Origin of the sequence: Streptomyces sp. P3, assembly GCF_003032475.1 — a bacterium.
In the GTDB taxonomy this organism is placed as follows: domain Bacteria; phylum Actinomycetota; class Actinomycetes; order Streptomycetales; family Streptomycetaceae; genus Streptomyces.
The window spans coordinates 5,387,008-5,404,006 of the sequence record NZ_CP028369.1; the positions used below are offsets into that span (position 1 = coordinate 5,387,008).

The following is a 16,999-nucleotide window of genomic DNA, read 5'->3' on the forward strand; positions in this document are numbered from 1 at the left end:
GACTTCCCGATTCTCGAAGGGCTGACTGGCATGGCCAACACGCACAACACCGAGGACAAGCTGCGGGACTACCTCAAGCGCGTCACCACGGACCTGCGACAGACCCGTCACAGGCTCACCGACCTGGAGACGCGGGCGCACGAGCCCATAGCCATCGTGGCCACCGCCTGTCACATGCCCGGTGGAGTGCGCAGCCCGGAGGAACTGTGGCGGATCGTCGCCGACGGGGTCGACACCGTCTCGGACCTGCCGACCGACCGTGGCTGGGACATCGAGGCGCTGTACGACCCCGACCCGGAGCGCATCGGCACCAGTTACGTCCGCCAAGGCGCCTTCCTGCACGACGCGGCCGAGTTCGACGCCGGCTTCTTCGAGATCTCGCCGCGTGAGGCGACGGCGATGGACCCGCAGCAGCGACTGCTGCTGGAAACCACCTGGGAGGCGTTCGAGCGGGCCGGCATCGACCCCACGACCCTGAGGGGCAGTTCCACCGGTGTGTTCGTCGGCGCCAGCAACCAGGCCTACGCGCCCGACGGCGCCCGCGCGCCCGAGGGCATCGAAGGACACCTGCTGACCGGCGGATCCGCCGCCGTGCTGTCGGGGCGCATCTCCTACAGCTTCGGTTTCGAGGGACCCGCCGTCAGCCTCGACACGATGTGCTCCTCCTCGCTGGTCGCCCTCCATCTCGCGATCCGGGCGCTGCGCTCCGGCGAGTGCTCCATGGCTGTCGCGGGCGGTGTCACCGTCATGGCCAGCATGCGCAACTTCATCGAGTTCAGCCGTCAGCGCGGCCTGGCCGTCGACGGGCGCTGCAAGCCCTTCGCGGCCGGCGCCGACGGCACGGGCTGGGGTGAGGGTGTGGGTGTGCTGTTGCTGGAGCGGTTGTCGGACGCACGTCGGCTGGGTCATGAGGTGCTGGCGGTGGTGCGGGGTTCGGCGATCAACCAGGACGGTGCGTCGAACGGGTTGACGGCGCCGAACGGCCCGTCGCAGCAGCGGGTGATCCGTGCGGCGCTGGCGGACGCGGGTCTGTCGGCCGCCGACGTGGACGTGGTGGAGGCGCACGGCACGGGGACGAGGCTCGGTGACCCGATCGAGGCGCAGGCCCTGCAGGCCACCTACGGCCAGGAACGCGATGCGGGCAACCCGCTGTTGATCGGCTCACTGAAGTCCAACGTCGGCCACACACAGGCCGCTTCCGGTGTCGTGGGCATCATCAAGATGGTCGAGTCGCTCCGCCACGGTGTCGCCCCCAAGTCACTGCACGCGCAGGAGTTGACCCCGCACGTCGACTGGTCCTCCGGCACGCTGCGCCTGCTCACCGAGTCGGTCGACTGGCCGGACACCGGACGGCCGCGCCGCGCGGGCGTCTCCTCCTTCGGAGGCAGCGGCACGAACGCCCACGTCGTCCTCGAGCAGGCGCCGGTCGCCGAACCGGCGGAAGCCGTCGAGGCGACGGACGCCCAGGTGGCGGATGCCCAGGTGACGGATGCCCAGGCTGCCGACAAGAGGGAGAAGACCGGTGTCGTCCTGCCTTGGATGCTGTCGGCCCGCTCGGAGGCCGCGCTGAGGGAGCAGGCACAACGGCTGCTCGACCGCATCGAGTCCGCTGGCCTCTCCGCAGTGGACGTCTCCCATGCGCTGGCCACCGGTCGCGCCGCGCTGGAGGAGCGCGCCGTCGTCATCGGCACGGACCACGCGGGGCTGGTCGATGGCCTGCGTGCCCTGGCCCGCGGCGAGCGGCCCGCGAGCGCGGCCCGCGGCCTCACCGAGAGCCCCGGCACCCCCCTCGACCCGGTGTTCGTGTTTCCGGGTCAGGGTGGGCAGTGGGTGGGGATGGCGGTGGAGTTGTTGGATTCTTCGCCGGTGTTCGCTGCGCGGTTTGTGGAGTGTGGGGTGGCGTTGGAGGGGTTGGTGGAGTGGTCGTTGGTGGATGTGGTGCGGGGGGTGGGGGGTGTGCCTGGGTTGGATCGGGTGGATGTGGTGCAGCCGGTGTTGTGGGCGGTGATGGTGTCGTTGGCTGCGTTGTGGGAGTCGTTCGGTGTGCGTCCTGCTGCGGTGGTGGGTCATTCGCAGGGGGAGATTGCTGCTGCGGTGGTGGCGGGTGCGTTGAGTGTGGTGGATGGTGCGCGGGTGGTGGTGTTGCGGTCGCGGGCGATTGTGGCGTTGGCGGGTGGTGGGGGGATGGTGTCGGTGGCTCTGCCCGCCGAGGGTGTGCGGGAGTTGGTGGGTCGTTTCGGTGGTCGGGTGTCGGTGGCTGCGGTGAATGGTCCGTCGTCGACGGTGGTGTCGGGTGATGTGGGTGCGTTGGAGGAGTTGGTGGGGTTTGCGGAGGGGGCGGGGGTGAGGGTGCGTCGTATTGATGTGGATTATGCGTCGCATTCGGCTCATGTGGAGGTGTTGGAGGAGGAGTTGGCGGGGGTGTTGGGTTCGGTGTCGGCGTTGGTTCCGTCGGTGCCGTTCTTGTCGACGGTGACGGGTGAGTGGGTGGAGGGTGCGGAGACGGACGGGGGGTATTGGTTCCGGAATCTGCGGCAGTCGGTGTTGTTGGAGCCGGTGGTGCGTCGTTTGGTGGGGGAGGGGTTCGGTGCGTTTGTGGAGATGAGTCCGCATCCGGTGTTGACGGTGCCGATCGGTGAGACGGTCGAGGCTGTGGGTGGGGATGCGGTGGTGGTGGGGTCGTTGCGGCGGGGTGAGGGTGGTCTGGAGCGGTTCTATCTGTCGTTGGGTGAGGCGTGGGTTCGGGGTGTGGGGGTTGATTGGGGGCCGGTGTTCGAGGGGTTGTCGCCGTGTCGGGTGGAGTTGCCGACGTATGCGTTCCAGCGCAGCCGCTACTGGCTGGATCTGCCCAAGGCGCGGGCCGGTGTCGACCCGGCGCAGGAGGAGTTCTGGCGGACCGTCGAGGAGGGCGACCTCGAAGGACTCGCGGGCACGCTCGGGCTGGACGGAACGGGCGGTCTGGGCGATGTCCTGCCGGCGTTGTCGGCCTGGCATCGAGGGCGGCAGGGTCGGGCGAAGCTGGACAGCTGGCGTTATCGGGTGGCGTGGCGGCCGTATCGGCTCGCCGAAGGGGCCACGCTCGACGGGACCTGGCTGCTCGTCGTACCCGAGGAGCACAGCCGCTCGCCACTGGCCGCCGCCGTCCAGGACGCCCTGAGTGAGGCGGGCGCGACCGCCGTCACCCTCACGTTGGCCGGCGACGAATTGGACCGCGCGCTCGTCGCCGAGCGCCTCACGGCCGCCGTCGCCGGAACCGACGCCGTCGCCGGAACCGACACCGGAACCGACGCCGTCGCCGGAACCGACACCGGAACCGACGGCGTGGCCGGGACCGGCTCCGTGCGCGGCGTCGTGTCCCTGCTGGCCCTCGACGAACGCCTCGCCCCGGACCACTCCGGCGCGACCGTCGGCATGATGTCCTCCCTGGTCCTGGTCCAGGGCATGCTGGACGCCGGTATCGAGGCCAGGACGTGGTTCCTGACCAGCGAGGCCGTCAGTACCGGTGACGGGGAGCCGGTCAGCCGTCCGGTACAGGGCGCGCTCTGGGGATTCGGCCGAGTGGTCGCCCTCGAGCAGCCGCGACGCTGGGGTGGCCTCGTCGACATTCCCTCCGCACCCGACCCCGACGTCGCCCGCGGTCTGGTCGCCGTCCTGGCGGCAGGGGGCGACGAGGACCAGATCGCCCTGCGCGGATCGAGCGCCCACATCCGACGGCTGGTCCGCGCACCCCTGGCCGGCCGCAGTTCAACGCGTCCCTGGAGCACCAGCGGCGCAGCGCTGATCACCGGTGGCACCGGCGGCCTCGGTGCCCACACGGCTCGACTGCTCGCCCGCAAGGGCGCCGAGCACCTGGTGCTGACCAGCCGCCACGGGGACCAGGCGCCGGGCGCGCAGGCGCTGCGGCAGGAACTCACCGAGCTGGGCTGCCGGGTGACCATCGCCGCGTGCGACGTCGCCGACCGGGAAGCGCTGCACCGTCTCGTCGAACAGGTGGAGTCCGACGGCCCCGCGATCCGCACCGTCGTCCACACCGCGGGCGTCGGCATGCTCGCCGCCCTCGCCGAAACCGACCTCGACTTCTTCGCCGAGGGAGCCCGCGCCAAGCTGCTCGGCGCCGTCAACCTCGACGAAATCTTCGACCACGACCGGCTGGACGCCTTCGTCCTGTACTCCTCCGTCGCCGGCACCTGGGGCAGCGGTGACCACGGCGCCTACTCGGCCTCGAACGCCTACGTCGACGCACTCGCCGACCATCGCAGAGCGCGCGGGCTGACCGGCATGTCCCTCGCCTGGGGCATCTGGAGCCCGGAGGGCGGAGGCATGGCCGTCAACGTCGTCCGGGAACAACTGCGCTGGCGCGGTATCCCGTTCATGGACGCCGAACTCGCCGTCGCGGGCCTCGAGCAGGCACTCGACCACGACGAGAGGTTCCTCGCCGTCGCCGACATCGACTGGGAGCGTTTCGTTCCCGTCTTCACCGCCGCCCACCCCCGACCGCTGCTGCACGAGGTTCCCGAGGTGGCGGCCGCAATGCGGGCCGACGAAGCCGTTCTCGACCGCGTCACGGAACGCGGTGGTGGCCTGCGTGCGGAACTCGCCGGCCAGAGCTCCGCCGAACGCGACCGGACCCTGACCGACGTCGTCCGCACCCAGGTCGCCGCCGTCCTCGGCTACGCAGACGGCAACGACATCGCCGTCACACGTGCGTTCCGGGAACTCGGATTCGACTCACTCACCGCGGTCGAACTCCGCAACCGCCTCAACGAGGCGACCGGTCTCACGCTGCCCGCCACGATCGTCTTCGACCACCCCAACATCCGCGATCTCGCGCGCCATCTGCGCGGACACCTCGTCGACGAAACCGCCGAGGTCCGGCCCGCCGTGCTCCCCGCCGCCCCGGCGGCCGGTCCGGGTCATGCGGACGAGCCGATCGCCATCGTCTCCATGGGCTGCCGATTCCCCGGCGGAGCGAACTCGCCGGACGACTTCTGGCGACTCGTCCTCGACGAGACCGACGCCATCTCTTCCCTGCCCCTCGACCGGGGCTGGGACGTGGAGAACCTGTACGACCCCGATCCGGACCGAGCCGGCACCACGTACGCCCGCGACGGCGGGTTCCTGCACGACGCGGCCGAGTTCGACGCGGCCTTCTTCGGGATCTCGCCGCGTGAGGCGCTTGCGATGGACCCCCAGCAGCGACTGCTGCTGGAGACCACCTGGGAGACCCTGGAGCGGGCCGGCATCGCCCCCGACAGCCTGCGCGGCAGCGACACCGGAGTCTTCGTCGGCGTGTCCCACCAGGGCTACGGAGCGAGCGGGGGTGCCCCGGAGGGCCTCGAAGGCCACCTCATCACCGGCACCGTCACCAGCATCGCCTCCGGCCGCATCTCCTACACCCTCGGCCTCGAAGGGCCGGCCGTGACGATGGACACCGGCTGCTCGTCCGCGCTCGTCGCCATGCACCAGGCCATGCGTTCCCTTCGTTCGGGCGAGTGCTCCCTCGCGCTGACCGGCGGCGCCGCCGTCATGGGCGAGCCCGTCGGCCTGGTCGGCTTCAGCCGTCAGCGCGGCCTGGCCGTCGACGGGCGCTGCAAGCCCTTCGCGGCCGGCGCCGACGGCATGGGCATGTCCGAGGGTGTGGGTGTGCTGTTGCTGGAGCGGTTGTCGGACGCGCGGGCGCTGGGGCATCAGGTGCTGGCGGTGGTGCGGGGTTCGGCGATCAACCAGGACGGTGCGTCGAACGGGTTGACGGCGCCGAACGGTCTGGCGCAGCAGCGGGTGATCCGTGCGGCGTTGGCGGACGCGGGTCTGTCGGCGGCGGACGTGGACGTGGTGGAGGCGCACGGCACGGGGACGAAGCTCGGTGACCCGATCGAGGCGCAGGCGCTGCTCGCCACCTACGGCCAGGAGCGCGACGGCGACCGCCCGCTGTGGCTCGGGTCCGTGAAGTCCAACATCGGCCACACCCAGGCCGCTTCGGGCATGGCCGGGATCATCAAGATGGTGCAGGCCATACGGCACGCCACCCTGCCGAGGTCCCTGCACGCCGAGGAGGTCTCCCCGTTCGTCGACTGGTCGGCAGGACAGGTGGAGATCCTCGCGCAGGCCCGCCCGTGGGAACGCGACGACCGGCCTCGCCGGGCCGGCGTCTCCTCCTTCGGAGTCAGCGGCACCAACGCGCACATCATCCTCGAAGAACCCGATCCGACGCTCACCGAGGAGGAGTCGGTACCGCTCGTCGCTGACCCGCCCCGCACCGTCGTGCCGTGGCTGCTGTCCGCTCGCTCGGACAACGCGCTGCGCGCCCAGGCCGAGCGGCTGCTGACCCGTCTGGAGAGCTCGGACGGCGATCCCGTCGACATCGCGCACTCCCTCCTGACCGGCCGTGCCGCGCTGGAGGAGCGCGCGGCCGTCGTCGGCGCCGACCGCGACGGCCTCGTCGCCTCGCTGCGCGGTCTGGCCGCCGGAACGCCCGGCGCCGGCCTCGTGCGAGGCGCCACCCGGCGCCTCGGCGACACCGTGGACCCGGTGTTCGTGTTTCCGGGTCAGGGTGGGCAGTGGGTGGGGATGGCGGTGGAGTTGTTGGATTCTTCGCCGGTGTTCGCTGCGCGGTTTGTGGAGTGTGGGGTGGCGTTGGAGGGGTTGGTGGAGTGGTCGTTGGTGGATGTGGTGCGGGGGGTGGGGGGTGTGCCTGGGTTGGATCGGGTGGATGTGGTGCAGCCGGTGTTGTGGGCGGTGATGGTGTCGTTGGCTGCGTTGTGGGAGTCGTTCGGTGTGCGTCCTGCTGCGGTGGTGGGTCATTCGCAGGGGGAGATTGCTGCTGCGGTGGTGGCGGGTGCATTGAGTGTGGTGGATGGTGCGCGGGTGGTGGTGTTGCGGTCGCGGGCGATTGTGGCGTTGGCGGGTGGTGGGGGGATGGTGTCGGTGGCTCTGCCCGCCGAGGGTGTGCGGGAGTTGGTGGGTCGTTTCGGTGGTCGGGTGTCGGTGGCTGCGGTGAATGGTCCGTCGTCGACGGTGGTGTCGGGTGATGTGGGTGCGTTGGAGGAGTTGGTGGGGTTTGCGGAGGGGGCGGGGGTGAGGGTGCGTCGTATTGATGTGGATTATGCGTCGCATTCGGCTCATGTGGAGGTGTTGGAGGAGGAGTTGGCGGGGGTGTTGGGTTCGGTGTCGGCGTTGGTTCCGTCGGTGCCGTTCTTGTCGACGGTGACGGGTGAGTGGGTGGAGGGTGCGGAGACGGACGGGGGGTATTGGTTCCGGAATCTGCGGCAGTCGGTGTTGTTGGAGCCGGTGGTGCGTCGTTTGGTGGGGGAGGGGTTCGGTGCGTTTGTGGAGATGAGTCCGCATCCGGTGTTGACGGTGCCGATCGGTGAGACGGTCGAGGCTGCCGGTTCGGACGCGGTGGTGGTGGGGTCGTTGCGGCGGGGTGAGGGTGGTCTGGAGCGGTTCTATCTGTCGTTGGGTGAGGCGTGGGTTCGGGGTGTGGGGGTTGATTGGGGGCCGGTGTTCGAGGGGTTGTCGCCGTGTCGGGTGGAGTTGCCGACGTATGCCTTCCAGCGCAACCGCTACTGGCTGGAACCGGTTGCTCCGCAGACCACCGCCGACTCCGGGACGTTCGGGGCGGTGGACCTTCTCGACGACGGATTCTGGGCGAGCGTGGACAGCCACGATCTCGATTCCCTGGCGGACAGCCTCGGCCTCGATGACGTGCGCTCACTCGCCGAGGTGGTGCCCGCCCTGTCATCCTGGCGGCGGGACCGGCTCAACCATTCCACGCTCGACGGCTGGCGTTACCGGGTCGCATGGCGGCCCCGCACCGAACAGCCAGCACGCGTCCACGAGCTGGCGAACACCTGGCTGCTCGTCGTGCCGGCCGGATACGAGGACGACCCCCTCGTGCAGGACGTGCGTACCGCGATCGGCGGCAGCTCCGCCGAGGCCCGCGTTCTCGTCGTGGGCGGCCCGGACGCCGAACGTGACCGGATGGTCGACCTCGTGCGTGGTGCGGTCGACGGCGTCGAGGTCGGTGGCGTGCTGTCGCTGCTCGCGCTGGACGAGTCCCCCTGGTCGGACGAGGGTGTGCTGCCCACCGGCCTGGTCCTGACCACGACTCTGCTCCAGGTGCTCGCAGACGCCCGTCTGGACGCCCCGGTGTGGTGTGCCACGCGTGGCGCGGTCTCCGTGCGCCGCAGCGACCGGCTGACCAGCCCTCTGCAGGCGATGACCTGGGGTCTCGGCCGCATCGCCGCCCTGGAGTACCCGCAGCGCTGGGGCGGGCTCGTCGACCTGCCCGGCACGCTCGACGACCGTGCGGCGCGTCGGCTGATCGGCGCTCTGTCCGGGACGCTCGAAGAGGACCACCTCGCCGTGCGTGCCTCCGGACTCTTCGCTCGGCGGTTGGTGCGCGCCGGTGACGGGCCGCGGCCCGACGGCAGTTGGCAGCCGTCCGGCACGGTCCTGGTGACGGGTGGCACCGGCGGCCTCGGCCGGCATGTCGCCCGCTGGCTCGCCCGCTCCGGCGCCGAACACCTCGTGCTCGCCTCCCGGCGCGGCCCCGACGCCTCGGGTGCCGACGAACTCGTCGCCGAAATCGCCGAGCTGGGCACTTCGGCAACCGTCATCGCCTGCGACGTCGCCGACGCCGACGCGGTGCGGCGCCTCGTCGACGACCTGCCCGGCGGCGGCACCCTCACGGCAGTGGTGCACACCGCCGGCATCATCGACGACGGCCTCATCGACGCGCTCACCCCGCAGCGTGCCCATGACGTCCTACGACCCAAGGCCGATGCGGCGCTGGCCCTCGACGCCGCCACCCGCCATCTCGACCTCGACGCGTTCGTACTGTTCTCGTCGATGGCAGGCACCCTCGGTGGTCCCGGACAGGGCAGCTACGCCGCGGCCAACGCCTTCCTGGACGCCCTGGCCGCCGGCCGCAGGTCGCGGGGACTGCCCGCCACCTCCATCGGCTGGGGAACCTGGGCAGGCGGCGGCATGGTCGGCGAGGAGGTCGCCGAGCGGCTGCGGCGGGACGGCGTACCACCGATGGACCCCGAACTGGCCATCGCCTCCCTGCAGAAGGCGCTGGAGCAGGACGAGGAGTTCCTGATCGTCGCCGACGTCGACTGGAAGCTGATCACCGCCCGCGCGTTCGCCGCGCTGCGCGAGCTCCCCGAGGCCCGGGCACCGCTCTCCCCGGAGAGCGGTGAGAAGAAGGCCGACTCCGTCGACGGACCGCCGCTCGTCCAGCGCCTCGCGGGCCTGCCCCCGGTGGAGCGCCGTGCCGCTCTGGTCGCCGAGGTCCGCGCCCAGGCCTCCGCCGTTCTCGGCCATGCGGATCCCGGCGCGGTCCCCGACGGGCGTGCGTTCCGCGACGTCGGCTTCGACTCGCTCACCGCCGTCGAACTGCGCAACCGGTTCGCGGAGGCCACCGGGCTGCGTCTGCCGGTCACGCTCGCCTTCGACCACCCCTCCGCAGGAGCCCTCGCCGCCTACCTGGACGGAGAACTGTTCGGTACGGGCGCGGCCGCCGAGCCGCTGCTCGCACTGCCGACGGCGGCCGTCGACGACGACCCGGTCGTCATCGTCGGCATGAGCTGCCGCTTCCCCGGCGGTGTCGTCTCGCCGGAGGACCTGTGGCGACTGGTCGCCGACGGCGCCGACGCCATCACACCGTTCCCCGCCGACCGAGGCTGGGACGTCGAGAACCTCTACGATCCCGACCCCGACCGCATCGGCCACTCGTACGCCCGCCACGGCGGCTTCCTGCACGACGCCGACCGGTTCGACCCCGCGTTCTTCGGGATCGCGCCCCGCGAGGCCGTGGCCATCGACCCGCAGCACCGGCTGCTGCTGGAGACGTCCTGGGAGGCGTTCGAACGCGCCGGGATCGATCCGGACCGCATCCGCGGCGCCCGCGCGGGCGTCTTCGTCGGATCCAACTACAACGACTACGGCAGCCGCGCCCGTCAGGCCCCCGAGGAGTTGGAGGGCTACCTGGCCACCGGCAGCGCCGGCAGCGTCGCTTCGGGACGCATCGCCTACACCTTCGGTCTGGAAGGACCGGCCGTCACCGTCGACACCGCCTGCTCGTCCTCCCTGGTCGCGCTGCACCTCGCGGTGCAGGCCCTGCGGTCCGGGGAGTGCGAACTCGCCCTGGCCGGCGGTGTCACCGTGATCTCCACCCCGGACACCTTCGTCGAGTTCAGCAGGCAGCGTGCCCTGTCGCCGGACGGCCGCTGCAAGCCGTTCGCCGCCGAGGCCGACGGCGCGGGCTGGGCCGAGGGCGTCGGCCTCCTCCTGCTGGAGCGCCTGTCCGACGCCCGCCGCAACGGCCACCCCGTGCTCGCCACCGTCGCCGGCACGGCCGTCAATCAGGACGGCGCCTCCAACGGGCTGACCGCGCCCAGCGGACCCGCCCAGCAGCGGGTCATCCGCCAGGCCCTGGCCTCCGCCGGGCTCTCCCCGCTGGACGTCGACGCCGTCGAGGCGCACGGCACCGGCACCACCCTCGGCGACCCCATCGAGGCGCAGGCGCTGATGGCCGTCTACGGTCAGGACCGGCCTGCCGATCGCCCGCTGTGGCTCGGGGCGCTGAAGTCCAACATCGGCCACACACAGGCCGCTTCCGGCGTCGCGGGCATCATCAAGATGGTGATGGCGATGCGCCACCGCGTCCTGCCGCGCACCCTGCACGCCGAGCAGCCGTCCCCGCACGTCGACTGGTCGTCCGGCGCCGTGCGCCTGCTGCAGGAAGAACGCGACTGGACCCCCGGTGACGGCCCGCGTCGCGCGGGCGTCTCGTCCTTCGGCGTCTCCGGCACCAACGCACACGTGATCATCCAAGAGCCGGAAACCCGTGCCCCGGCGGAGCCCCGTCCGGTCGACCGGGCCTCCCGCACCCTGCCGTGGCTGCTGTCGGCCCGCGGGAACGCCGCCCTGCGAGCCCAGGCACGCCGTCTTCTCGACCACATCGCCGCCCGACCCGACACCGCTCCGGCCGACCTGGCGCTCTCCCTGGCCACCACGCGCGCCCACCACGACGACCGCGCGGCCGTCGCCACCGGCGACACCGCCTCACTCACCGAGGCGCTCACCTCTCTGGCCGAGGGCCGGGAGCACCCGCTGCTCACCACCGGCCGGGCCCGCGGGGGCAAGGTGGCCTTCCTGTTCTCCGGGCAGGGCAGTCAGCAGGCCGCCACCGGGCGCGTCCTGTACGAGCGGTACGAGATCTTCGCCGACGCCCTCGACGAGGCCTGTGCCCACCTGGACGCCGAACTCGAACTACCCCTGCGCGAGGTTCTGTTCGCCGAGCCCGGCACTCCCGAGGCGGCGTTCCTGGACCGTACCTCCTACACCCAGGCCGGGCTCTTCGCCGTGCAGGTCGCCCTGCACCGACTGCTGGAGAGCCTGCACGTACGGCCCGACGCGGTGCTCGGCCACTCGGTCGGCGAGATCGCCGCGGCCCACGTCGCAGGAGTGCTCACGCTGGAGGACGCGTGCCGGCTCGTCGCCGTCCGCGGAAAACTCATGGGGAGCCTGCCGGCGGACGGCGTCATGATCTCCGTCCAGGCAGGTGAGGAGGAGGTGACACCGCTCCTCGCCGCCCACGAGGGCCGGGTGTCCGTCGCGGCGGTCAACGGCCCGCTCGCCACCGTCCTGTCCGGCGACGAGGAAGCCGTCACCGCGGTGGCGGCCGAACTGGCCGGCCGGGGCCGCAAGACACACCGTCTGCAGGTCGGTCACGCTTTCCACTCCCACCACATGAACGACATGCTCGACGAGTTCGCCGCACACACGGCGCTTCTCGAACACGCCGCCCCCGCCCTGCCCGTGGTCTCCACGGTCACCGGACGTCCCGTCACCGCCGACGAGCCGATGGACGGCGCCTACTGGGTCTGCCAGGTGCGCGACGCCGTCCGCTTCCACGAGGGCATTCGCGCACTGGAGGAACAGGGCGTCACCACCTACGTCGAGATCGGTCCGGGCGGCGTGCTGACCGCGCTCGCCGCAGACTGCGTCGACGGCGTCGCCGCACTCGTGCCGACGCTGCGGCGCGACGCGGAGGAAGACACCTCGCTCACCTCCGCCCTCACCCGTCTGCACACCCACGGCCACCGAGTGGACTGGGACACCTGGTTCACCCCCTCGGGCGCCGTCCGCACCGATCTGCCCACCTACCCCTTCCAGCGGCGCCGCTACTGGCTCGAGGCGACCGGCTCCGACAGCACCCGCACGGACCTGGACCCCGTACGCCACCAGCTGCTCACCGCGGCCGTCGCCCTCGCCGACGGCTCCGGCGTGGTGCTGACCGGATCCGTCTGCGTGAACGACAGGCCCTGGCTCGCCGACCACGCCCTGGACGGCCGCATCCTCTTCCCCGGCACGGCGTTCCTCGACCTTGCCCTGGAGGCGTGCGGTCACGTCGGGGCCGCCCGGATCGGCGACCTCACCCTCCAGACGCCACTCGTGCTCCCGGAGAACGGCAGCGTCCGGCTTCAGGTGTCCGTCGCGGCGCCCGACGGCAACGGCGACCGTGCCCTCTCGGTGCACTCCCGACCCGCCACCGGCACCGCCTGGACGCGGCACGCGGACGGCACCCTCACCGACACGCCGTCGGCCGTCGCCCCCGCACCTCTGCCGGCCGCCTGGCCGCCCGCAGCCGCCACGCCCGTGGACGTCGACGGACTGTACGACCGCATCGCCGCCGGCGGCTTCGCCTACGGCCCCGCGTTCCGCGGGCTCCGCGCCGCCTGGCGGGACGGCGACCACGTGTACGCCGAGATCGCCCCCGAGGAAGGCGAACACCTGCAGGGCGCCGACCGGTTCCGCGTCCACCCCGCCCTCCTGGACGCCGCCCTGCACACGGTGGCCCTGGCTCCCGCCGCAGGCACCGGCACCGTCCTGCCGTTCACCTTCTCCGACGTCGTCGCCCACTCCGCCGGCGCCACCGCGCTGCGGGTGCGCCTCACCCCCGTCGGCGAGCACACCTACCGGGTGAACCTCCTGGACGGCGGGGGACACCGGGTCGCCGACATCGACGGACTCACCCTGCGCCCCGTGGACACCAGCGCCCTGCCGGCCGCTCCGGCCCGCGGCGCACTGCACCGGATCCGCTGGACGCCCGTCGGCATCGGCACGGCGCCCGCCGGTCCGCCGCACCTCGTCGGCAGCGTGCCGTTGCCCGACGCACCGGCACTCGGCACCGCCGTCCGGCACACGGACCCCGCCGCGCTGTACGCGGCCACAGGCACCGCAGTGCCCGCGACGGTCCTGGCGGCCATGCCCGACACCCGGTCCGACGCGGACGGCGACGTCACCGCCGCTACCCGACGCGCCACCAGCCACGCGCTGAGCCTGCTCACCGACTGGCTGGCGCAGGACGGCCTGGCGGCCTCCCGGCTGGTGGTGCTGACCCGCCACGCCGTCACCACCGGAGCCGAGGACGCGCCCCGCACCGATCCGGCCCAGGCGGCCGTCTGGGGGCTGGTCCGTGCGGCGCGCGCCGAGAACCCGGGCCGTTTCGCCCTGATCGACCACGACGGCAGTGCGGCCTCCCTGGCACGGCTGCCGGCCCTGCTGGCCTCGGACGAGAGCGAGATCGCCCTGCGCGAGGGCTCCGCGCTCACACCCCGGCTCACCCGGGCGACGCCGCCCGCCGAGACGGCGGACGGGGCGTTCGCGGACGGTACCGTCCTGGTCACCGGGGCCGGCGGCATCCTGGGACGGGAGATCGCCCGCCACCTGGTCACCGCCCACGGTGTGCGCTCCCTGGTGCTGGCCGGACGGCGCGGCCCGGCGGCCGAGGGCATGACCGAACTCCACGAGGAGCTCAGCGCTCACGGAGCCCACGTCACCGTCGCGGCCTGCGACGTCGCCGACCGCGAGGCCCTGTCCGCCCTGCTCGGCCACGTCCCCGCGGACCGGCCGCTGCGCGCCGTCGTGCACACCGCGGGCGTCCTCGACGACGGCATCGTGCAGTCGCTCACTCCCGAGCGCGTCGACACGGTGCTGCGGGCCAAGGCCGACGCGGCCGTCCTGCTGGAGGAACTCACCCGCGACACCGGTGCCGCGCTCGTTCTGTTCTCCTCGATCGCCGGAACCCTCGGCGGCGTCGGGCAGGGCAACTACTCGGCCGCCAACGCCTTCCTCGACGCCTTCGCCGCCCGCCGCGCCGCCGGCGGACGCCGCGTCCAGTCCCTCGCCTGGGGTCTGTGGGCCGAACGCAGCGGAATGACCGGCAAGCTCGGCGAAGCGGACATGCGCCGCATCGCCCGCAGCGGACTGCGGCCCATGGAGACCGGTCACGCGCTCGCCCTGCTCGACGCGGCGCTGCGCTCCCGGGATCCGTACCACGCGCCCGTCGACCTCGACCCGGCCGCGCTGCGCGCCTCCGACGGGTCGGTGCCTGACCTGGTGCGCGACCTCGTCCCGGCCCGCACCCGGCACCGGGCCGCACCGGCCACCGGCGCGTCGGCGACGTCCGCGGAGGGCGAGCTGCGCGACCGCCTCGCCGGGCTCGCCCCGGACGCCCGGCACGCCGTCGTCCTGGACGCCGTACTCACTCAGGCGGCCCTGGTCATCGGGCACGACAGCCCCGACTCCATCGACCCGGAAGGAGGCTTCCTGGACAGCGGGTTCAACTCGCTGACCGCCGTCGAACTGCGCAACCGCATCGGCGCCCTCGCAGGAGCACGACTGCCCGCGACCCTCATGTTCGACTACCCGACGCCGGAACGGCTCGCCGCGCACCTCCTGGAACGCATCACCCACGAGGCGCAGCCGGCCACCTCCCCGGTCCTCGACCGTCTCGACGCCCTGGAAGCACAGTTCACCGCGTCGGTCCTGGACACCGCCGTCCAGGAGCGGCTGCGCAGCAGACTCAGCGGTCTGCTGGCCCGGCTCGACGACGACCCGGCGACCGGGACCGCCTCCGGCCCCGCGCCGACCGTGCCGGGGCCGACCGCCGACGAGGTCTCCGACGACGAACTGCGCGCCTTCCTCGAGGGCGACCTCGGCGAGGTCTGAACCGATCGGCCCCGTTCCGGCCCGGACACCGCGTCCGGGCCGGAACGGCCACCACCTCTCACCCACCACCTCTCACCCGTCACATGGATGGAACAGTGAAGGCTCTCGTGCTCGCGGGGGGATCAGGTTCACGACTGCGACCGATCACCCACACGTCCAGCAAGCAATTGGTCCCGGTCGCCAACAAACCGATCCTCTTCTACGGTCTCGAATCCATCGCCGCCGCGGGCATCACCGACGTCGGCGTCATCGTCGGCAGCACCGCCCCGGAAATCGAGGCAGCCGTCGGTGACGGCTCCGCCTTCGGCCTGACCGTCACCTACATCCCGCAGAGCGAACCCCTGGGGCTCGCCCACGCCGTGCTCGTCGCCGAATCCTTCCTGGGCGACGACGACTTCGTCATGTACCTCGGTGACAACTTCGTGCTCGACGGCATCACCGACGTCGTCGACGAGTTCCGCAAGGACCCACGCGACGCCCAGGTGCTGCTCACCCGGGTGAGCAATCCCACGGCCTTCGGCGTGGCGGTCACCGACGACAACGGCAACGTCCTCGTGCTCGAGGAGAAACCGCGCAAGCCGCGCAGCGACCTGGCCGTCGCCGGCGTGTACCTCTTCACGGCGGCCGTCCACGAAGCGGTGCGGGCCGTCCAGCCGTCCCCCCGCGGCGAGCTGGAGATCACCGACGCGCTGCAGTGGATGATCGACCAGGGAATGGAGGTCCGTTCCACGGTCATCACCGGTTACTGGAAGGACACCGGCAACGTCACCGACATGCTGGAGGTCAACCGCACCCTCCTCGAACGCCTCCAGCCCTGTGTCAACGGCTACGTCGACGACGAGAGCGAGATCATCGGACGTGTCCGGATCGAGGCGGGCGCCGAGGTCCGGCGCTCCCGCATCGTCGGTCCCGTGATCATCGGCGCCGGCAGCGTCGTCAGCGACTCGTACGTGGGCCCCTCCACGTCGGTCGCGGAGAACTGCCGTATCTCCCACAGCGAGATCGAGTACTCGATCGTGCTGCGGGAGTCGTCCTTCGACCGGATCCGGCGTGTGGCGGCCTCCCTCGTCGGCCGCAACGTCAAAGTCGCCGTCGCCCCCGGACTGCCTGCCACCCACCGCCTCGTCATAGGCGATCACGGGCACGTCCAGCTCTCGTCATGACCGCCGTACGCCTCCTCGTCGTCACCGCGGTACGAGCCGAACGCGACGCCGTGGCGCGGGGTCTGGGCCCTGCCCCTGCGGTCGAGTGCGGCGCCCTGCCGGGCCGCGAGATGCTCCGGATCAACTGCACCGGGGACGCCTCGTCCGCGCCGGCCGACCGCACGGCGGCGGGCCGGGGTCCCGTCCGTCACCGGGAGCTCGTCGCCGACCTGGTGGCAGCGGGAGTGGGCCCCGCAGCCGCGGCCGCGGCGACCGACGCGGCACTCACCGCGGCGGCCGTCCGGGGCGACGGATACCACCTGGTCGTCTCGACAGGCATCGCGGGGGGCTTCGCGCCGGTCGCCGACGTCGGTTCCGTCGTCGTCGCCGACCGCGTCATAGCCGCAGACCTCGGCTGCGAGACCCCGGACGGATTCCTGTCCATGGACTGTCTCGGCTTCGGAGCCTGCGAGCACGCCTGCGCACCCCACCTCTCCGCCGCCGTCGCCCGGGTCCTCGGCGCCGTCCACGCCCCCGTCCTGACCGTCTCCACCGTCACCGGTACCGAGGAACGCGCCCAGCGCCTACGGCGACGCCACGGAGCCGCGGCCGAGGCGATGGAGGGCTTCGGCGTCGCCGAGGCCGCGACCGTCCACGGCGTCCCGCTGCTGGAACTGCGCACCGTCTCCAACGCCGTCGGCCCCCGCGACCGTGCCGCCTGGCGCATCCCCGACGCCCTGACGGCGCTTCAGGACGCCTTCGCGGTCCTGCACACCGTTCTCGCCCGGGGCGCCCCACCGCCGTACGTCTGAGCAGCCCGGGCCCCGAACTCTCGT

The 16,999-nt window shown here is 72.2% G+C and carries 3 protein-coding genes; all 3 read left to right on the forward strand.

Translation table 11 applies throughout. The features are described 5' to 3' along the window. Positions 1–30 precede the first annotated feature (30 nt). Positions 31–15,021, forward strand: coding sequence for a type I polyketide synthase (locus tag C6376_RS24255; protein WP_107445367.1), 14,991 nt, complete (start codon positions 31–33; stop codon positions 15,019–15,021). Between the two features lie 95 nt (positions 15,022–15,116). Beyond that, positions 15,117–16,184, forward strand: a complete 1,068-nt coding sequence (locus C6376_RS24260) for a glucose-1-phosphate thymidylyltransferase (RefSeq protein WP_107445368.1) — start codon at positions 15,117–15,119, stop codon at positions 16,182–16,184. Further along, positions 16,181–16,975 (forward strand): futalosine hydrolase, encoded by a 795-nt coding sequence (locus C6376_RS24265; protein ID WP_107445369.1) that lies wholly within the window; start codon positions 16,181–16,183, stop codon positions 16,973–16,975. The genes C6376_RS24260 and C6376_RS24265 overlap by 4 nt, the downstream gene beginning before the upstream one ends. The last annotated feature ends 24 nt before the right edge of the window (positions 16,976–16,999 follow it).

Excerpts from the sequence above, each read along its gene's own strand:
- C6376_RS24255 (WP_107445367.1), top strand. The coding sequence starts at position 31 with ATGGCCAACACGCACAACACCGAGGACAAGCTGCGGGACTACCTCAAG.
- C6376_RS24265 (WP_107445369.1), top strand. The coding sequence starts at position 16,181 with ATGACCGCCGTACGCCTCCTCGTCGTCACCGCGGTACGAGCCGAACGC.